The organism is Kitasatospora sp. NPDC008050 (assembly GCF_042957465.1).
Classification (GTDB): Bacteria; Actinomycetota; Actinomycetes; order Streptomycetales; family Streptomycetaceae; genus Kitasatospora.
In genome coordinates this window covers 174,113-192,900 of the sequence record NZ_JBIBIJ010000016.1, presented here as the reverse complement: position 1 = coordinate 192,900, position 18,788 = coordinate 174,113, and the positions used below count along the sequence as shown (strand labels likewise).

The following is an 18,788-nucleotide window of genomic DNA, read 5'->3' as shown; positions in this document are numbered from 1 at the left end:
CGTGCAGGCGGTGAGGACGGGAGCTGGACAGCACATGAACGAGCGGAACCCGAAGAGCCGGACCACCCAGGTGAACGGGACACAGGCCGCCGTCGGCCCTTCCAGTACGGCAGTAGACCCGGTGGGCGGACCGGCCGCGGCCGGCGGCGGCGCGCTGTTCGACGCGACCGACCCCGAGCTGCGCCGCCGGCCGGTCCAGCAGCGCAGCCAGGAGCGCCTGGAGCGGATCCTGGACGCCTGCGCGGAACTCCTCGACGAGGTGGGGACGGCCGCGCTCACCACCAAGGAGATCGCGGCCCGCGCCCACGTCCCGATCGGCACGCTCTACCAGTTCTTCACCGGCAAGCAGAGCCTGCTCGCGGCGCTCGCCCGGCGCAACCTGCGGCGCTACCTCGACCGGCTGACCCGGCGGCTGGCGGCGGAGTCCCCGCAGGACATCGGCGGGTTCGTCGATCTGGCGGTCGAGGAGTTCGTCGCGATGAAGCGCGCCGTGCCGGGCTTCGGCGCGCTCGACTTCGGCCTGACCGGGCCCACCCCGCCGGCCCTGGGCAACGTGGAACACCTGCTCGACGGCGCGCTGGACAACAACAGCACAGTGGCCCAGCTGCTGCACCGGCTCACCTCCGAGCACCTGTCCGGCGACGGACGGGCGCCCGGCCCGCTGGCCCTGCGAGTGGCCCTCGAATGCGCGGACGCGGTGCTCAAACTCGCCTTCCAGTACGACCGGGACGGCGATCCGGCGCTGATCGCCGAGTGCAAGTCACTGCTCCGCCGGTACCTGGCCGGCTGATCCCGCCCGGCCCTCGCCGCACCGCCCGGACGCAGGAACATGAGTTCGCCACACGTACGGCGGGTCGATCCCGGGACCCCCGCAAGGGTCAATTCCTCAGCGAAGGAGGCCGTTCAGTACTTCGGCCCAATCACGCCTGATTATCTTCCTGGACATGCAAGGCGACGATGAGGCGCCCCACGGCGACGAGCACCCCGAGCCTCCCGAACACCACGGCCACCAGCAGTACCACGCCCAACCCTCGCACGACCAACCCCCAGCGCACGACCAACCCCCTACGCATGACCACCTCCCGCCACCCGCGCACCACCCGCCCCACCACTGGCCCGTGGTCCCGGTCTGGCCCTACCCGCCGCTCCCGCCGCACCCGTGCCCGCCACCCCCACCACCGTGCCCGCCACCGCCTCCCTGCCCGCCCGAGCCGCCGCCACCGCCCACTCCGCCGCCGCCACCGGCGCCGCCCTCACCACCCCCGACGATCCCCCCGCCGCCGACACCCCCACCTCCCGCAGCCCCGCCACCTCCGACGATCCCCGCCCCGCACGCCACGCCCAGCCACGCACCGGCCGCCCCGGTCACCCACCCCGCGGCCCCTCCCCCGCCCAAGCCGGCCGCGCCAAAGCCAGCCGCACCCAAGGCGGTTGCCCCGGTCAGGCCCGTGGCGACACAGCCGCCGCCCACCCGGCAGGCCCCGGTCCTGCCGCCCCCGCCGATCCCCGCACAGACGCACGCCGTCACCGCGGTGCCGACCCGGCCGCCGGACAACCTGGCCGTGCCGCAGGAGCCGCAGAGCGCCTTCGCGCTGGTCGCCATCACCATCCCGGCCGTCCTCGCCGCGGCCGCCACCTTCATCAACCACACCGCAGGGAGACGTCGTTGAGCCTGGGAATCATCCTCGCCGTAGTCCTGGGCGCCGCACTCGCCGTGGGCATCCTGGCCGCCTTCGGCCGCACCGCGCGCTCCCGTGAAGGCTCCTTCTCCAGCGGCGCGCTCGGCTTCCTGGGGTCGGCGTCGCTCTCCTCCTTCATCCTGGTCACCGCCTTCCTGATCGCCGGCTCCTGGTCCAACCTGAACACCGCGCGCGGCCACACCTGGGACGAGGCCCGCGCACTCAACGCCGCCTACACGGACGCGGATGCGAGCACCCGCCCGCTGCTGCGCGCCTACGTCACCGACGTGATCGGCCCGGACTTCCGGGCGATGACCCACGGCGGCTCCGACCCGGCCACCTGGACCAGCCTGGACACCGTGCGCAGCCACGTCGAGGCCCTGCCCGACTCGCCGCAACGCACCGCCGAGCTCAGCGACTTGGACGATGTCTCGACCAAGCGCCAGATCCGCCTGGCGGACGCCTCGCTGACCCTGCCCGCCCCGCTCTACCCCGCGCTGATCGGCACCGGACTGCTGGTGCTGCTCTACGCGCCGATCGCCGGACTGACCTTCCACCACCGTGAGGCGATCGCCCTCGGCCTGGTCGGCGCGGTGGTGGGCTTCGGCATCTACCTGGTGCTGCACATGACGCACCCGTACACCGGCCCGATGCACGTCACACCGGTGGCCTACCAGCAGAGCCTGCAGCGCTTCACCCAACTGTCGCAACAGAGCTGACACTTCAGCACCCGAAGGCAGACCCGCCCCGGGCCGTACCAGCGCCGGCCACTCCGTCCGTACCAGCGCCGACCGCGCCGACCGCTCCCCTGACGCCCCAGCACCGCGCCGCCGTTGAGACCGATCACCTGACCGGTGAGGTACCCGGCGGCCGGTGAGGCGGACAGCGTCCCGTCGGCGGGGCGATGATCACCGCCCCCGCGTTGTCGACCAGGACGTCCACCGGCCCCAGCCCGGCGATGACCGCCGCGAGCCGTCGCCGCCGCACCGTCCCCCCGTTCTCCCCGCGCTCTCCCCGCGCTCTCCCCGGATCGGACCACCCGACCCGTCCATATGATCTTCGGCAGCACCCTGTCGGCCGCCCTCCCCCGGGCGGCGCGCCGCCCGATCACCGGGCCGCTCCAGCGCCCGCGCCGCCGATGATCGACAATGGCCGCCATGAGGCTGATCTCCGCACTGGCCGGTGTCCTGCTGCTCGCGCTCACCATCGCGAGCATTCTGCGCACCCTGGTGGTGCCGCGCGGGCTCTACTCCTCGCTGGTCACGCGGCTGTGGTTGTCGCTGCGCGCCGTCCTGCACGCCTGCGCCGCGCCGTTCCGCAGCTACCGGGCCCACGACCGGGCCCAGGCCTGGCTGGCACCGCTGATCCTGGTCGGCATGCTGTTCTGCTGGCTCTGCGGGCTGCTGGCCTCCTTCACCCTGCTGACGCACGCCGACTCCGGCCTCGGCTGGAGCGCCTCGATAAGGGAGGCCGGCTCCAGTCTCTTCACCCTCGGCTTCGCCAGCGGCGACCGGCTGCGGCTCTCGGCGCTGGACTTCCTGGCCGCCGCCAGCGGCCCGGTGGTGATCGCCCTTCAGATCGCCTACCTGCCCACGCTGTACGGCTCGTACAACCGCCGGGAGGTCGAGGTGACGCTGCTGCAGTCCCGGGCGGGCGAGCCGGCCTGGGGGCCCGAACTGCTGGCGCGGCAGTCCCTGGTGGACACCGAGACGGCGCTGCCGCAGCTCTACCGCGACTGGGAGCGACTGGCCGCCGAACTGGGCGAGAGCCACTCCAACTATCCGGTGCTGATCTCCTTCCGCTCCCCGCAGGCGCACCGCAGCTGGATCGTCGGGCTGATCGCGGTGATGGACGCCGCCGCGATCCAACTGGCGGTCAGCCCGCGCAGCGCGCCGCCGGAGGCCCGGCTGGTGCTGCGCGCCGGCTTCACGGCGATGCGCGACATCGCCCGGGTGCTGCGGATCGACTACGACCCCGACCCGGAGCCGAACAGCCCGATCCGGATCAGCTACGCCGAGTTCGACGCGGCGGTGACCATGATCAGCGCCTCCGGATTCGCCGCCGAGCGGCCGGCCGTACTGGCCTGGCCGCACTTCCAGGGCTGGCGGGTCAACTACGAGTCGATCGCCTACGAGCTCGCCCGCCGCTGCGACGCCGTACCGGCCCTGTGGACGGGCCCGCGGGACTTCCCGGCCACCCCGATCCCGCCCCGCCGCCCCGCCGACCGCCGCCCGGGGGTGACGGCCTGACAGATCGTCTGCCGGTGCCCACCAGAACCCGACCGCAGAACGTGGCACCGAAACTCCCTGGCAGGCCGCGGCGAGGAGCGCTAAAGTCCCTGCCGATGACCACTCACTCCGTTCACAGATTGGGGGTCCCATCCGCGCAAGGTGAGTGCTGATGCTCACTTCGACCGCGGATGGCGATTCCCGCCTTTCCCTCTGGCTGCGCGTGCGCGAGTTCGCCGTGCCGCCCTCCATGATCGAGACTGCGACCGCCCGCCGCTGCGCCGGAGACTGGGCAGGAGCGTGCGCCGCCGCAGGCATCGATGTCGACCTCAGTCCGCGTTCCCTGGCGCACCGCCACGGCCGGGAGCTCGCGGACCGGGTCCGGGCCGACCTCCGCCGGCTGGCACCCGACCTGTTGCGCTGGCATCTGCCGAGGGTCGCCCCTGACGGGCTGCTGCGCCCGGGTCTGACCCTCTCACTGGCCCGCTACGCCACCGCGGACCGTGACGGCGGCCCCCCAGTGCACCTGGTGGTCCGGACCCCGCCCGCCTGGGCGGACGCCGGTCAGCGGATCAGCCTCGCGCTGTGGGACGGGGCCGGCTCCGACGCCGCCGCCGGCCGTCATCCGCATGCCCGTCCGCACCCGCGGTTCCGCCTCGACCTGCACCGCCACCTGTGGGACGCGAGCAGGGCCCACGAACTGCGGACCCGCTGCGGCGCCGAGCAGCAGCTTGCCGACGACCGCCCGATGCCGACGCCCGTGCCGATGCCCACCGCACCGGCTCCCGACTCCCCGGCAGCGCAGGTGCTGGGCCTGGTACCACCGGGACGCCGCTGCGCCGTCGACCGGTGGGCGGCCGAGGCGGCCATCCTGCTGCACGCCGAGGGGCACCCCGCCGATGGGCTCCACCCCGAGGGGCATCCCGCCGAGGGGCACCCCGCCGATGCCTGCTGCGCCCGGCCCACCGGCGCCGTCAGCGTGCGGCTCGGCGCCCGGCACCGGCTGGTCCTGAACCTGGTCGCGGACGAGGAGACGAACCAGGACGGCACCGGCCGGCCGGCCCTGCGGATCGCCTCCGTGTCCCCGGCCGCGGACGACCGCACGCTGCCGGTCCTGCCCGACGCGGCGACCTGGCTGCTGCCCGACCAGGAGCTGCTCCGCGCGGGTCTGATCGAACCCGGCCGCCTGCACCCGCTGGTGGCCTCGGCCCTGATACCGGATCACGCACCGCCCGGCCCCTCCTCCCTCCCGAGCCGCACAGGCCACACAGGCCACACAGGCCGGCCGCGCCTCGTGGAGTGCCGGGGCGCCCGGCACCGGATCGGCCTGGTCAACGGGGTGCTCGCCCCACTCGACCACGACCCGGCCGAGATCCGCCGCGAGGAGCTGCTGGCCGCGCTCTCGGGGACACCGCTGCCCTGCCTCCAGGCGATCGACCAGGCGCACCGCCGTCCGGACAGCCTCACCGGCGTCCGCGAGCGCCTGGACCACGGCGACATCGCCGGTGCGCTGGCCGTCGTCGAGGACCTGTTGGGCCCCGACGCACTGCTGCGCCCGGGTGCCCTGCGGGACGAGCTGGAGGCGGCCGCGCTGCGGCGGATCAGCTACGGGCTGTACCGGACCGGCCTGGTCGGCCCCGGTCCCGACCGCCTCCCACCGAACCCGCCCCGCCCCCGTGACCACCGCTCGCACCCGCGCCACGCGCTGCCCAGCCAGGCCCCCAGCCGCTGACCCGCCCGCCCCACGCAACCCACCACCACAACCAACAGGTGATCACCCATGCCCACGCACACCCCGCCCGCCCCCACCACCCCCGCCCCCATCCCCACCACCCAGCTCGACGTGGCCGGCGACCTGCTGGCCCTGCTGCGTGACGCGACCACCGAGCCGCGCCAGGACACGCAGCTGGAAGCCCTCACGCTGGCCGTGGCCGCCGATCTCCCGGTGCTCCTGTGGGGCGAGCCGGGGATCGGCAAGACCGCGGCGCTGACCCAACTCGCCACCGCCCTGGACCTGCCGCTGACCACGGTGATCGCCAGCGTGCACGAGCCCTCCGACTTCTCCGGGCTGCCCGTTCTCGGCGACGACCCCGCCGAGCAGGGTGTCCCGATGGCCCCGCCGGACTGGGCCGTGCGCCTGGTCCGCAGCGGCCGCGGGCTGCTCTTCCTGGACGAGCTGTCCACCGCACCGCCGGCCGTGCAGGCCGCGCTGCTCCGTCTGGTGCTGGAGCGGCGCATCGGCGCCCTGCAACTGCCGCCCGGCGTAAGGATCGTGGCCGCCGCCAACCCGCGCGCCTCGGCGGCCGACGGCTGGGAGCTGAGCCCGCCGCTGGCCAACCGGTTCGTCCATCTGCAGTGGACCCACGACCACGAGGTCGTGGTGCGCGGCCTCGGCGGCACCTGGCCCCGGGCCACCCTGCCCCGGCTCGACCCCGAGCGGCTGTCCGCGGCCGTGGACTTCGCCCGCCGGGCGGTGTGCGGGCTCCTCGCGGCCCGCCCCGCGCTCGTGCACCGGCTGCCGAGCGGCGAGAGCCGCCGGGGCGGCCCGTGGCCGTCGCCGCGGAGCTGGGAGATGACCCTGTGTCTGATCGCCTTCGCGACCGCGGCGGGCTCCTCCCGCGACGTGCTCTCGCTGCTGGTCAGGGGCACCGTGGGAGACGGTCCGGGGCTGGAGCTGCTGGCCGCTGTGGACCGGATGGACCTGCCGGACCCCGAGGCGCTGCTCGCCGACCCGGCGAGTGCCGTGCTGCCCGAGCGCGGGGATCTGCGCCAGGCCGTGCTGGACGGTGTGGTGGCGGCGGTCCGCAGGCGTCCCGAGAAGTCGCGCTGGGACGCGGCCTGGGCGCTGCTGGTCCGGGCGCTGGAGACCGGGGCTCCGGACCTGGTCGTCGTCCCCGCGACCACGCTCGCCGCGCTGCGCCAACCGGACTGGGACGTCCCGGCATCGATCGAACAGCTCGCCGGAGCCGTGACGCTGACCCGGCGAGCGGACCAGGCGGCAGCCCTGAGCGGGGCCCGGGTCACCGCGGCCGCGGGGGCGGGCCGATGACCCCGCAGGCGCAGGCCGCCCACGGCCTGCCCCGGGCACCCATCGCACTGGACCGCGAGAAGCTCTTCGCCGCCCGGCTGCATGCCGCCCGGGTCCGGCCCTACCTGGCGACGGCGCTGTTCGCCCTGCACACCGTCGAGTCCCGGCGGGTGCCGACGATGGGCGTCGACCGGCACTGGCGGTGCTACGTCTCACCGGCCTTCGTGGCGCGCACACCGATCGCCGAGCTGGCCGGCGTCTGGGTGCACGAGGTGTCGCACCTGCTGCGCGACCATCACGGGCGCAGCGACCGGGTCGCCCGCGAGCGCGGGCTGAGCGGCCCCGGGGAACGGCTGCGGATGAACATCGCCGCGGACTGCGAGATCAACGACGACGCCTTCGGTGACGGGCTGGCCGAGCCCGCGGGCGCCGTCCGGCCGGGAACCCTGGGGCTGCCCGAGGGGCAGCTGATGGAGGACTACCTGCGCCGGTTCGGGCTCGGCCCCGGCACGTTGGACCTGGCCTGGCTGGACTGCGGCAGTGGCGCCGACGGTCTGGAGCGGGAGTGGGAGCTGGGGCCGCAGGGCGCGCACGGCCTGAGCGAGCAGGAGCGCGACGCGGTCCGGTTCCGGGTGGCGCAGGGCATCACCGGCCGCCCTGGCAGCGCCCCGAAGGGGTGGCGGCGCTGGGCGGAGGAGGCGTTCCAGCCGCCGCAGCCGTGGCGGGAGCTGCTGGGGGCGGCGGTCCGCTCGGCGACCTCCGGCGCCGGTGCGGGCGAGGACTACACCTACGGCCGTCCGGCACGGCGCTCGGCCGCGCTGCCCGGCACCGTGCTGCCGAGCCTGCGGCGCCGACCGCCCCGGGTATCCGTGGTCATCGACACCTCCGGCTCGGTCAGCGACGCCGAACTGGGCAGCGCGCTGCGCGAGGTGGCCGCGATCTCCCGGGCCGTGGGCGGCCGTCGCGACCTGGTCAGGGTCGTGCCGTGCGACGCGGCGGCCGGGACCGTGCAGCCGCTGTGCCGGGCCGAGGGGATAGCCCTGGTGGGCGGCGGGGGCACGAACCTGCGGGCGGGCTTCGCCAAGGCCCTGCGGACGGGGCCCCGGCCGGACGTGATCGTGGTCCTGACCGACGGACAGACGCGCTGGCCGGATTCCCGGCCGCCGTGCCGGACGGTGGTGGGCCTGTTCCCGCGGCCGCGGACGCCCAGGTCGTGGGACGAGAACGATCCCGACTACGTGCCGGACGCACCACCGGCGTGGGCTCGCGTGGTCGAGATCGGTTCGGCCGCGGCGGCCCGTTGACATGGAGTGCGCTCCAACGTGCAGACTCCCCCCGAAGCCCCGAAGCCCCGAAGCCCGCTGCCCGAAGCCCGCCGTCCGAAGCCAGAGGAGCCACCCCCATGAAGTACCGCACGATCGGTCAGGACCCCGCCACCCGGCGCGAGGTGAGCGCGCTGAGCCTGGGCGCGATGAACTTCGGCACCAAGACCGACGAGCCGACCTCGTTCGCCATCCTCGACGCGTACGTCGAGGCGGGCGGTACCTTCGTCGACACCTCGAACAACTACGCCTTCTGGGCGGCCGGCACCCAGGGCGGCGAGAGCGAGGCGCTGCTCGGACGCTGGCGGCGCAGCCGCGGGATCGGCGGCGAGATCGTCATCGCGACCAAGCTCGGAGGCCGTCCGCTCAGCCCGGGCACGGACTTCAGCAGGAACGTCGAGGGCCTGTCCGCCGAGGTGATCCGCGCCTCGGCGGCGGCCAGCCGGGAGCGGCTCGGGGTCGAGAAGCTGGACCTGCTGTACGCGCACATCGAGGACGAGCGGGTGCCGCTGGCCGAGACCGTGACGGCCTTCGCCGAACTGGTCGCCGAGGGCAGCGTCGGCCTGCTGGGGGTGAGCAACCACTGGGCGTGGCGGGTGGAGCGGGCCCGCGCCCTGGCGTCGGCGGCCGGTCTGCCCGGCTACGAGGTGCTGCAGTACCACCACAGCTACCTGCGGCACCGCACCGACCTGCCGACGCTGCGCTCGGCGGACGGCCACATCGGTGTGGCCGGCGGCGATGTGCTCAGCTACCTGCGGTCCGATCCGGGCCTCGCACTGGTCGCCTACTCCCCGCTGCTGGGCGGCGGTTACAGCCGGCCCGAGCAGCCGGCCGACCCCGGGTTCGACCATGCCGGCACCACGGCGCGCTGGGCGGCGCTCAGGGCGGTGGCGAAGGAGACCGGGGCGAGCGCCAACCAGGTGGTGCTGGCCTGGCTGATCGGCGGCGAGGTGCCGGTGATCCCGCTGGTCGGGGCCTCCTCGGTGGCGCAGTTGTCGGAGAGCCTGGCCGCGGTGGACCTGGAGCTGACGGCCGATCAGCGCGCCCTGCTGGACGGGACGCACTAGGGAGATCAAGGACGGGACAGCCCTCAGTCGAGGCCGAGGCGTTTGTTGAGGGCCTTGCCCGCGGGCAGGGGGTCGATGAGCTTGTGAAGGAAGTCGAGCAACGCGTCGGTCTCCAGGCCGTCGGAGGCCGTGTCGATCGAGGTGTAGATGGCCTCCTCGATCCCGGCGACCGCGGTGGCCAGGCGTTCGCCCTCGGGAGTGAGGCTGAGTTGGAGGTAGCGGCGGTCCTCGGCGTCGGTGCGGCGCTCGACCAGCCCGGCCGCGACGGCACGTTCGACCAGCCGGCTGGGGTTGGTGCCGCTCTCGCACACCAGGAGCTGTCCGAGCCCGTTGAGGCTCAAGGTGCCGTGCTGCTGGAGCAGGCGCAGCACCTCGGCCTGCGACGGGGTGATGCCGTGGGGCTTGAGGGCCTGGATCAGCAGCCGGTTGCCTTCGCGTTGGGCTGCCAGGATCGCGAACCGCAGGTGCTCGGCCTTACGCATCGGCGCCCTGTCGGGTGGTCGGCAGGGCGGCGATGAAGTCCTTGACCGCGGCGGCGTAGGTGGCCGGGTGGGAGAAGCGGAACATGTGGCCGGTGCGCGGCAGCACGACCTCCCGGGCGTCGGGGATGCCCGCGAGCATGATCGTGGAGGCGTTCTCGCCGATCAGCACGTCGTGCGAGGGGGTCAGGATCAGGGTCGGGACCTGGACCCGGCCGAGCACGTCGACGTAGTCGGCCGTGAAGATCGCTGACACGCGCGCACCGTAGGAGGCGGCCGGGGTGTTGGCGAGGAACAGTTCGCGGCTGCGCGCCTCGCTCCAGGGCACCTGGCCCTCGCCGTCGAACGGGGAGGCGAGGCGGTGGACGTGGGCGCGCAGCGTCAGCTGCCGGTAGAACGGGCCGGGCGCCTTGCCCATCACCTGCGCCAGCGCCTTCAACGGCTTCGAGTCGATCGGGTTGGCCGCGAATCCGCCGGACAGGACCAGGGCGCGCAGGCCCTGCGGGCGACGGGTGGCGAGCGCGAGCGCGATGTTCGCGCCGAACGAGTCGCCGACCAGCACGTAGTCGTCGAGGTCCGCGATCGCGCTCTCGACGTGGTCGGCGTAGCGCTCGATGTCATTGACGCCTTCGGGCAGGCGCAGCGTGCGCTTGGGCGCCTCGCCGTAGGGGGCGAGCTGTTCGGCGCTCCACGGGGCGCCGGAGAGGCAGGGGATGAAGACGAGGGTGGGGTGCTCCGCCATAGTGTTCATGGAGAACATATTACATGACACACATGTCGTGTAACATGTGAGCTGGGTCACCCGTCGAAACGGATCCCGAACGGCCGGCCTCCGGAGGCTCGAACAGTCCTGCCGATCTCGCTGATCAGTTCGGCGCGATCCCGGCTGTCCGCCCAGGTCAGCACCGGTTCCAGCGCTGGATGCGCCAGGGGGGCGCGAAGTCCGGGACACGCTTCCCCGGGCAGCCGCCGATTCGCTGGTTATCCCACCCGAACGGCCTTGGCAGCGATGGAATCTGACTACGCAACGGATTCCACCGCGACTGACGGATCTCACCCGTCCGCCCGCGACCGTGACGAATTGGGAGAGAGCCGATGACGACCGAGACCGGGCCGGCCCCGACCGAACCGCAGCAGATCCAGGTGCGTGCCCAACTCAGCCTGAGCACCGTGGCGGCACGCAACCTCGCCACCACGACCAAGTCCGAACCACAGATGCAGGGCATCAGCTCGCGCTGGCTGCTGCGCGCGCTGCCCTGGGTGCAGGTGTCCGGTGGCACCTACCGGGTCAACCGCCGGCTCAGCTACGCGGTGGGCCGCGGCCGGGTGAGCTTCGTGAAGACCGGGGCCCAGGTGCGGGTCGTGCCGCCCTCGCTGCGCGAGGTGCCGATGCTGCGCGGCATCGACGAGGACGCGGTGCTGGCCCGGCTGGCCGACCGGTTCACCCAGCGCGAGGTGGCGCCCGGTGAGGTGCTCGTCCAGGCCGGGGAGCCGATCGACGAGATCTACCTGATCGCGCACGGCAAGATCGACCAGATCGGCACCGGCAAGTACGGCGAGTCCGCCGTGCTCGGCCACCTGGCCGACGGCGACCACCTGGGCGACGAGGCGATCCGGCAGTCGGACGCGCTGTGGGAGTACACCGTCAAGGCGGCCACCGCCGGTACCGTGCTCACCTTGCCGTGGGCCACGTTCCAGGAGCTGGCGGCGAGTTCACCGGAGCTTCGCGATCAGATCGCGACCTACCTGACCGAGACCGAGCAGGCCCAGAACCAGCACGGCGAGGCCGAGATCGAGCTGGCCGCCGGTCACGACGGCGAGCCGGACCTGCCCAGCACCTTCGTGGACTACGAACTCGCCCCGCGCGAGTTCGAGCTGAGCGTGGCGCAGACCGTACTGCGGGTGCACAGCCGGGTCGCCGACCTCTACAACGACCCGATGAACCAGATCGAGCAGCAGTTGAAGCTCACCGTCGAGGCGCTGCGCGAGCGCCAGGAGTACGAGCTGGTCAACAACCCGGACTTCGGCCTGCTCGCCAACGCCGAGTACGACCAGCGGATCCAGACCCACTCCGGCCCGCCCACCCCCGACGACCTGGACGAGCTGCTCAGCCTGCGCCGCGAGACCTCGCACCTCTTCGCCCACCCGCGCGCCATCGCCGCCTTCGGCCGCGAGTGCAGCAAGCGCGGCATCTACTTCGGCAGCGTGGACATCGGCGGCCACCACATCCCGGCCTGGCGCGGCGTGCCGATCTTCCCGTGCGGCAAGATCCCGGTGGCGGGCGGGCACACCTCGTCGATCATCGCGATGCGCGCGGGCGAGGACAACCAGGGCGTGATCGGGCTGCACCAGATCGGCATCCCGGACGAGTACGAGCCCGGCCTGAACGTGCGGTTCATGGGGATCAACGAGAAGGCCGTGATCTCCTACCTGGTCAGCGCCTACTACTCCGCCGCCGTCCTGGTGCCCGACGCGCTCGGCGTGCTGGAGAACGTCGAGGTGGCCAGCCCGCGCTCCTGACACTCCACCGACCGACGACGCCCGGCTTTCACGCCGGCTATCACGCCGGCTATCACGCCGGCTCCACCAGGCTCAGCTGGTGAAGCCGGCGTGGACGTGGTCGTGGTGGGTGTCGTCGGTGAAGAACTGATTCGGCGTCGCCCCGCCCGAGAGCTGCCGCGGACCGCCGACGTTGTAGGAGCCGGCGGCGGCCGCCGCGCGCATGAAGCCGTCCACCAGATCGTGCGGTGTGTTCGGGTCCACCACGGCCAGCCCGTTGATCCGCCAGACGTCGAACGCGCGCCCCAGCGGGTGGTCACTGGGCCGATCGGTGCCGAACACGTCCAGTGGATGCCCCGAACGCACCACGCTGACCGACAGCGTGTAGGTCCGGGCCAGCGTCAGCATCGCCTCCAGCACACTGTCGTGGACAGCGCCGCTGCGCACGTCGGCCAGCGCGGCGGGCGGCAGCTCGATCCGGCTGCTCGCGAGCACCTGGGTGGCGGCGGCGGAGACGGTGGCAGCGGCCGGACCAGGCGCGGCGGGGTGGAGCGCGGTCACCGTCCAGCGCGGCGTCGCGGCGCTGAGCCGGACATCGACCGTGGTGCCGCCCTGCACCGGTGCGCCCGGCGAGCCTGCGGCGCCGGTCCACTGGTCGCACACGACCAGCACACTCGCCGAGTCGGCCAGGATGCCGCCGTACTGGGCGTCGATCACCTGCAGCGCGGCCCGGTCGGCCGAGGAGAGCAGTGGCCCGGCCTGGCCGGCGAGCGCGGGATCCACGCCACCGAGCGCCGTGATCCGGCCCTGCGCCGCCGCGACCCCCGAACCCCCGGGCGGCCAACTGCCGAGCGCCTCGATCAGCTGCACCGCCCGGAGCTTGACGTCCGGCTGGATCTCCCCCGGTCCGGGTACCCAGGGGGTGGTCGCCGGCAGGCCCGCCGCACTGCCTGCCGCGCTGCCCGAACCACTGGCCGTACCACCGGCCGTACCACCGGACGCGGCCCCCGGGGCGGCGGGCGTCGGGGAGGCTTGCGTCGGGGAGGCTTGCGGCGATCCCGGGCCGCTGCCCGGATGACCGGCACCACCACCGCACCCGGCCACACCCAGCACCCCGGTCACCACCCCCGCCCTCAGCGCGGCACGTCGACTGACCAGCACAGGTTCGGGTTCGGCACGCTCCATGGCCCACTATGGGCACGGACGGCCCCGGCCCGCCGGACTCCCCCGCCGGGGCAGGAGAGCGCTGACACCGGATCGGCGCAAGCCGGCCCGATCCGGCCGGCTCAGCCCAGGCCGAGCGTGCTGAGGGCCGTGGTCCAGTCCGTGGCGATCGCGTTCTGCGCAGCGGTCAGTTGCGCCCTGCCGGCGCAGACGGCGTTCTTCAGCTTGGTCTCCACCCCGTCCTTGCCGTACGAGCTGCCACCGTTGACACTGGCGTGCGGCTCGGGCCACAGGTTCAGCGGGGAGGTCGGGGAACCGCCGAGCTCCAGCGGTATGAAGTGGTCCTCCTCGTAGTCCGACATGTTGGTGTCGGCGTAGCCGTAGGCCACGATCTGCTGCGCCTTCAGGCGGTTGGTGTAGGAGGTCGGCGGCCGCACGGTGGCCGTCCAGCCCGAGACGCAGATGGTGGAGTCGATGGTGTCCTGCGTGACGTCCGGATTCACGGCGCCCGGCGTGCACGAGGGGTCGGGCAGCGGCAGGTACGACTGCGAGCAACTGGCCGCGGCGGCAGCCACGGTGAGACCGGGGTGGCCGGGCCACTGGTAGCCCGCCGTGGCCTGGGCGCCGGTCGCCCCGACCAGCGCGAGGGCACCGGTCGCACAGCCGAGCGTCGCGGCCAGACCGGCTCTCAGGTACCGAAGGTTCAACGAACGCATGGACGCTCCCAGGGAATTGACCTGTTGTCAGGCCGGCTGGATTGGATGCGTCCATGACAGCAGCGGCTCGGCGCCCGCTGAAAGGTTCATGCGGTGAATAGTTAGTAACGCGCGTAGCACGACTCGAACAAGCCCTGACGTCGGAGCCCGCGCCGAACCCCACCGCCGAACCCCCAACGCCGGAGCCCAACGCCGAAGCCCCGGCGCTCACGCACCGGGGCTTCAGGGTGAACGAGGCCTGCCGCGATCAGCTCATCACACGGATCAGCATGAAGCCGTCGTACCCCTTGCTGCCGACCGTCTGCACCGCCGTGGCCTCCACCCGGGGCTCGGCGGCGACCAGTTCGTTGAGGCGGCGGACCCCGATGACCGCCGAGTCCGTGCTCTCGGCGTCGGCGACGGCGCCGCGGCGCACCACGTTGTCGACGATGATCAGCGAACCGGGACGGGTCAGCCGCAGCGCCCACCCGAAGTACTCCGGGTTGCTGGGCTTGTCCGCGTCGATGAAGACCAGGTCGAACGGTTCGGCGCCGTCGTCCACCAGCTCCGCCAGGCTGTCCACCGCGCGTCCGGTGCGGACCTCGGCCACCTTCTCCAGCCCGGCCTCGTGCAGGTTCGCCCGCGCGACGGCGGCGTGGGCCGGGGAGATCTCCAGCGAGATCAGCCGGCCGTCAGCGGGCAGCGCCCGGGCCAGCCAGATGGCGCTGTAACCGCCGAGCGCCCCGACCTCCAGGATCCGGCGAGCCCCGGCGGTGAGCGCCAGCAGGTGCAGCAGCTTGCCCTGGGTGGGCGAGACGGCGATCTGCGGCAGGCCCGCGCGCTCGCTGGTCGCCAGGGCGGCGGTCAGCGCCGCGTCCTCGCCGACGAGCGCCTGCTCCAGGTACTCGTCCACCGCGGTCCACTGCTGCTGGGTCATTGCAACCTCCACGTCCTGCCCGAGACTTTCGCCGCCGATCCTATGGGCAGCACGTCGTCCGGGGTGACCACCCGTCAGGCCCACCGACCGGCCGGCCATCCGATGAGCCCGTCAGTGCTCACTCGCCCGCGGTCACCCGGTCCGGTGCCGCCGACGCCTCGCCCTCGGCCGCCCCGGGCGCGCCGAAGGCCCGCGCGGCACGGCGCTTGATCACCAGCCCGATGACCCCGCCCCCCACCAGCACCAGCCCCAGCGCGACGTAGGAGAAGCCCTGCATGTACTTCTCCACCGCCTTGCCCACGTAGTACACGGCCACCGTGGTGCCGCCGGCCCAGGCCACGCCACCGAGCACGTTGGCGATCAGGAACTTCCAGTACGGCATCCGCAGCGCACCGGCCAGCGGTCCGGCGAAGATCCGCAGCAGCGCGATGAACCGGCCGAAGAAGACGGCCCACATGCCCCACTTGTGGAAGGCCCGCTCGGCGGTCTCGACGTGCTCGGGGCCGAAGTGCCGGGGGAACTTGCGCCCGAGCTTCTCGAAGAGCGGCTTGCCGCCCTTGCGTCCGATCGAATAGCCGATCGAGTCGCCGATGATCGCGCCGGCCACCGCACAGAGCGCGACCAGGGCCGGATTCACCGTCCCCTTCGAGGCCAGCATGCCGGCGGCGATCAGGGCGATCTCACCGGGCAGCGGGATGCCGAGGCTCTCGATGCCGATGATCAGCCCGACCAGCGCGTAGACAGCGCCAGGGGGCGCGCCATCGATCCACTGTTCAATGTGCAAGGCCGGTTCCTCCAGAACGCGGATCAGTCCGTCGACAGGGCAGCCTAGCCTGCCGTCTCCAGCCCGAACGCTTTACCGCCGCTTTAGGTTCCTTCCGGCTCGGCATCGCGATGCTTCCGCCTCACCCAGCCGGGCGTAGACAGTGTCTACGCCCGGCTGGTAGACAGTGTCCATGGATCGTGAGAACTCCCTGCGCGAGCGGCTGATCGACGTCGGCGTCGACCTGGTGATGACCGACGGCGGCGCATCGCTGGGACTGCGTGAGATCGCCCGCCGGGCCGGTGTGTCCCACGGCGCGCCACGGCGCCATTTCCCCACCCACCACGCCCTGCTCTCCGCGATCGCCCACCGGGGCTTCGAGGACCTCGGCGCCAGGTTCGCGACCGCCCTGGCCGCGACCGGCTCACCGCGCGACCAGCTGCGGGCGGTCGGGCGCGCCTACGTGGGCTACGCCCTGGAGCACCGCGGCATGTTCGAGCTGATGTTCCGGCACGACCTGCTGGACAGTGAGCGCAACGGCGAGCAGCAGGCGGACCGGCCGCGGCTGCGGGAGTCCACCCGCCCGCTCTTCGAGGGCATGGTGGCACTGGTCGACCGGTGCCGAGCCGGGTCCGCCACGGCCGACGCCCCGTCGCCCGCCGTGGCGGCGGCCGCCCTCTGGGCGAACCTGCACGGCATCGCCCAGCTCTGGACGTACGGCAGCCTGCAACTCGTCCTCGGCACCACCCCCGCGCCCACTCCTGACAGCGACCACCTCGACCGGCTGATCGGCGCCGCACTCGACGCCCACCTGGGCCCGGTGCGCCCATGACCAGCCCCAAACACCACCTCGCCCTGGCGGTCAGCGTGGCGGGCGCGATGATCGTCGCGCTCGACGGCACCGTGCTGACCGTGGCGCAGCCCAGCCTGCAACGCGATCTGGGCGCCGGCGTGGCGCAGGTCCAGTGGACCAGCACCGGCTATCTGCTCGCGGCGGCCGGTCCGGTCCTCGGCGGCGCGATCGTCACGCGGCTGGGCTGGCGGGCGGTGTTCGTCCTCAACGTCCCGGTCGCGCTCGCCATCGCCGCCCTCGCCCTGCTGCTCAGGACACCCAGGACCAGCGCCCCGCAGCAGACGCCCGAGCGCCTGGACCCGACCGGCGCGCTGCTGCTCTCGGGCGCGCTCGCCATGCTGGTGGGCACGCTGTCCACGGTGCCCGGCCACGGCTGGGCCGCGCCGGCGACGCTGCTCGGCCTCGCGGCCACGGCAGGCGTCGCGGCCGCCTTCGCCGTGCGGGAACGCCGCAGCGCGCACCCGCTGGTGCCGACCGCGGTGGCGCGCTCGGTCCCGGTGACGGCCTCGATGGCCCTCCTGCTGGCCACCACCGCCGGGATGTTCGGCGCGCTCTTCACCGTCACCTTCTTCCTGCAGGACGTCCGCGGGCTCGACCCGCTCGCCAGCGGCCTGCACGGCCTGCCGCTGACCGCGCTGATGGTCCTGGGCGCGCCCGTCGCCGGTGCGGCGCTGCGCCGCCACGGCCCGCGCCGCACCGCGCTGACCGGGATCACGCTCGTGGTCCTGGGCATCGCGAGCCTGTCCCGGCTCACCCCGGGCGGCGGGTGGGCGCTGGGCGGCACGGCCTTCGCCGTCCTCGGCGCGGGGTACGCCGCCGTCATGGTCAGCGCCACCGGGACGGTGGTGGGCCAGGCCCCGCCCGGGTACGCGGGGGTGATCGGTGGGCTCAAGCAGACGGCCATGAACATCGGCCCGACGCTCGGGATCGCCGTCGCCGCGAGCCTCGTGTCGAGCCAGGCACCGGCCACCGCGGCACTGGGCTCCACGGGCCCGGGCTCCACGGGCCCGGGCTCCACGGGCCTGGCACCCGCGCTGCTGGCACTGGCCGCCGTCGCCGCACTCGGCCTGCTGCCGGCCGCCCTGCTGCCCACCCGCTCGGCTCCCGCCAGCGGGCGCCCTCCCGCCCCGCAGCCGCTCCGAACACCCGGCCCCGGCCCCGACCCCGACCCGGTCAGCCCGGTCAGCCCGACGGCCGCCGTCGCGGCCGCCGCAGGTCGAGCGGCCCCAGCGAGCGGACCAGGCGGGCCCGCCGGTCGGGCAGGTCGAGGGCCAGGACCCGCATGAACCAGCCGTGGCGGGCGGTCAGCGGCACGGTGCGCGGGTCGGCCAGCAGCGCCCGCGAACCGATGGTCCAGGTCATCGTCGGAGCCTGGTAGCCGCCCTCGCCCGGCCGGGCCGCATGCGAGAGCCGGTTGAACCAGTGCGGGAGGGCGTCGAAGACGAAGGTCGCACCGGGCAGCCGGGCAGCGCAGCGCGCGACCAGCGCGTGCACCTCCTCGGGCCGCAGGTACATCAGCAGTCCCTGGGCGGTGATCAGCACGCCCTGGGCCGGGTCGACCTCGTCCAGCCAGCCCGGATCGGTGGCGGAGGCGGCCAGCAGACGGTGGCGCGGGCCGGTCGGCAGCAGGCGCTCGCGCAGCTCGACGGCCTCGGGCAGGTCGACGCCCAGCCACCGGGCCCGGCCGTTGTCGACCCGCCAGTACTGGGTCTCCAGTCCCTCGCCGAGGCAGACCACCGTGCCGCGCGGTTCCCGTATCAGGAAGTCGGCCACCTCGCGGTCGAAGGCGGCCGTCCGCAGCGCCTGGAGTCGGGCGAGGGCGGGTTTGACCGGCCCGAACCGGGCCTCGAACGGGAAGTCGTGCCGGTCGACCAGCTCGACGGCCTTCGGGTCGCGCAGCACGGTGTCCGGCCGGCGGGCCTCGGCGGCACGGTAATAGAGGGTCCACAGGGCCGTCTCGGGGACCGGGCTCAGCGCGGGCTCGGCACGGCCTTCGGGGGCGGACGACGCGGTCGACACCTTGCACTCCTCGGATCGGCGGCCCACGCGAATCGGCGGCCTGCCCGGTCATTCT

General features: G+C 73.6%; 18 protein-coding genes. 11 read left to right on the top strand and 7 right to left on the bottom strand.

From position 1 onward, the window contains the following. Positions 1 to 34: 34 nt before the first annotated feature. From ACFZB9_RS27510 to ACFZB9_RS27475, 8 genes are all read left to right on the top strand, one after another. A complete protein-coding gene (locus ACFZB9_RS27510; RefSeq protein WP_391451485.1) occupies positions 35 to 790 on the top strand; it encodes a TetR family transcriptional regulator in 756 nt (251 codons plus the stop codon). A 658-nt stretch (positions 791 to 1,448) separates the two neighbouring features. Continuing rightward, the gene (locus ACFZB9_RS27505; protein WP_391451484.1) at positions 1,449 to 1,670 is read left to right on the top strand and encodes a hypothetical protein; all 222 of its coding nucleotides are present in this window, start codon (positions 1,449 to 1,451) and stop codon (positions 1,668 to 1,670) included. Beyond that, positions 1,667 to 2,398, top strand: a complete 732-nt coding sequence (locus tag ACFZB9_RS27500; RefSeq protein WP_391451482.1) for a hypothetical protein — start codon at positions 1,667 to 1,669, stop codon at positions 2,396 to 2,398. The genes ACFZB9_RS27505 and ACFZB9_RS27500 overlap by 4 nt, the downstream gene beginning before the upstream one ends. A 438-nt stretch (positions 2,399 to 2,836) precedes the next feature. Beyond that, positions 2,837 to 3,928: a hypothetical protein gene (locus ACFZB9_RS27495; RefSeq protein WP_391451480.1), complete on the top strand. Its 1,092-nt coding sequence runs from the start codon at positions 2,837 to 2,839 to the stop codon at positions 3,926 to 3,928. 151 nt (positions 3,929 to 4,079) lie between these two features. Further along, complete coding sequence (locus ACFZB9_RS27490; protein WP_391451478.1) at positions 4,080 to 5,639, top strand: hypothetical protein; 1,560 nt, start codon at positions 4,080 to 4,082, stop codon at positions 5,637 to 5,639. A 48-nt stretch (positions 5,640 to 5,687) separates the two neighbouring features. After that, the gene (locus tag ACFZB9_RS27485; protein ID WP_391451476.1) at positions 5,688 to 6,956 is read left to right on the top strand and encodes an AAA family ATPase; all 1,269 of its coding nucleotides are present in this window, start codon (positions 5,688 to 5,690) and stop codon (positions 6,954 to 6,956) included. After that, entirely contained in the window at positions 6,953 to 8,239 is a 1,287-nt protein-coding gene (locus ACFZB9_RS27480) for a VWA-like domain-containing protein (protein ID WP_391451474.1), read from the top strand. The genes ACFZB9_RS27485 and ACFZB9_RS27480 overlap by 4 nt, the downstream gene beginning before the upstream one ends. A 98-nt stretch (positions 8,240 to 8,337) precedes the next feature. Then, a complete protein-coding gene (locus tag ACFZB9_RS27475; RefSeq protein ID WP_391451472.1) occupies positions 8,338 to 9,324 on the top strand; it encodes an aldo/keto reductase in 987 nt (328 codons plus the stop codon). 23 nt (positions 9,325 to 9,347) lie between these two features. Here ACFZB9_RS27475 and ACFZB9_RS27470 read toward each other — a convergent pair whose 3' ends face one another. Further along, positions 9,348 to 9,806, bottom strand: coding sequence for a MarR family winged helix-turn-helix transcriptional regulator (locus ACFZB9_RS27470; protein ID WP_391451470.1), 459 nt, complete (start codon positions 9,804 to 9,806; stop codon positions 9,348 to 9,350). Beyond that, positions 9,799 to 10,554: an alpha/beta fold hydrolase gene (locus ACFZB9_RS27465; RefSeq protein ID WP_391451468.1), complete on the bottom strand. Its 756-nt coding sequence runs from the start codon at positions 10,552 to 10,554 to the stop codon at positions 9,799 to 9,801. Before ACFZB9_RS27465 ends, ACFZB9_RS27470 begins: the two co-directional genes overlap by 8 nt. A gap of 344 nt (positions 10,555 to 10,898) precedes the next feature. Here ACFZB9_RS27465 and ACFZB9_RS27460 point away from each other — a divergent pair, with 344 nt between their 5' ends. Continuing rightward, complete coding sequence (locus ACFZB9_RS27460) at positions 10,899 to 12,323, top strand: family 2B encapsulin nanocompartment shell protein (RefSeq protein WP_391451466.1); 1,425 nt, start codon at positions 10,899 to 10,901, stop codon at positions 12,321 to 12,323. A gap of 72 nt (positions 12,324 to 12,395) precedes the next feature. Here the strand turns inward: ACFZB9_RS27460 and ACFZB9_RS27455 are convergent, their stop codons facing one another. The 4 genes from ACFZB9_RS27455 to ACFZB9_RS27440 form a co-directional block, all read right to left on the bottom strand. Further along, positions 12,396 to 13,172, bottom strand: a complete 777-nt coding sequence (locus ACFZB9_RS27455; protein ID WP_391451464.1) for a hypothetical protein — start codon at positions 13,170 to 13,172, stop codon at positions 12,396 to 12,398. A gap of 416 nt (positions 13,173 to 13,588) precedes the next feature. Continuing rightward, entirely contained in the window at positions 13,589 to 14,182 is a 594-nt protein-coding gene (locus ACFZB9_RS27450) for a hypothetical protein (RefSeq protein WP_391451462.1), read from the bottom strand. Between the two features lie 247 nt (positions 14,183 to 14,429). Next, positions 14,430 to 15,098: an O-methyltransferase gene (locus ACFZB9_RS27445; RefSeq protein WP_391451460.1), complete on the bottom strand. Its 669-nt coding sequence runs from the start codon at positions 15,096 to 15,098 to the stop codon at positions 14,430 to 14,432. 118 nt (positions 15,099 to 15,216) lie between these two features. Further along, positions 15,217 to 15,882 carry a DedA family protein gene (locus ACFZB9_RS27440; protein ID WP_391451458.1) on the bottom strand — a complete coding sequence of 222 codons (666 nt, stop codon included), beginning with the start codon at positions 15,880 to 15,882 and terminating at the stop codon, positions 15,217 to 15,219. A gap of 172 nt (positions 15,883 to 16,054) precedes the next feature. Here ACFZB9_RS27440 and ACFZB9_RS27435 point away from each other — a divergent pair, with 172 nt between their 5' ends. Continuing rightward, positions 16,055 to 16,693, top strand: coding sequence for a TetR/AcrR family transcriptional regulator (locus ACFZB9_RS27435; RefSeq protein ID WP_391451456.1), 639 nt, complete (start codon positions 16,055 to 16,057; stop codon positions 16,691 to 16,693). Continuing rightward, entirely contained in the window at positions 16,690 to 18,000 is a 1,311-nt protein-coding gene (locus ACFZB9_RS27430; RefSeq protein WP_391451454.1) for an MFS transporter, read from the top strand. The genes ACFZB9_RS27435 and ACFZB9_RS27430 overlap by 4 nt, the downstream gene beginning before the upstream one ends. Here ACFZB9_RS27430 and ACFZB9_RS27425 read toward each other — a convergent pair. Then, positions 17,897 to 18,733, bottom strand: coding sequence for a class I SAM-dependent methyltransferase (locus tag ACFZB9_RS27425; protein WP_391451453.1), 837 nt, complete (start codon positions 18,731 to 18,733; stop codon positions 17,897 to 17,899). The two genes, ACFZB9_RS27430 and ACFZB9_RS27425, sit on opposite strands and share 104 nt — an antisense overlap. Between the last annotated feature and the right edge of the window lie 55 nt (positions 18,734 to 18,788).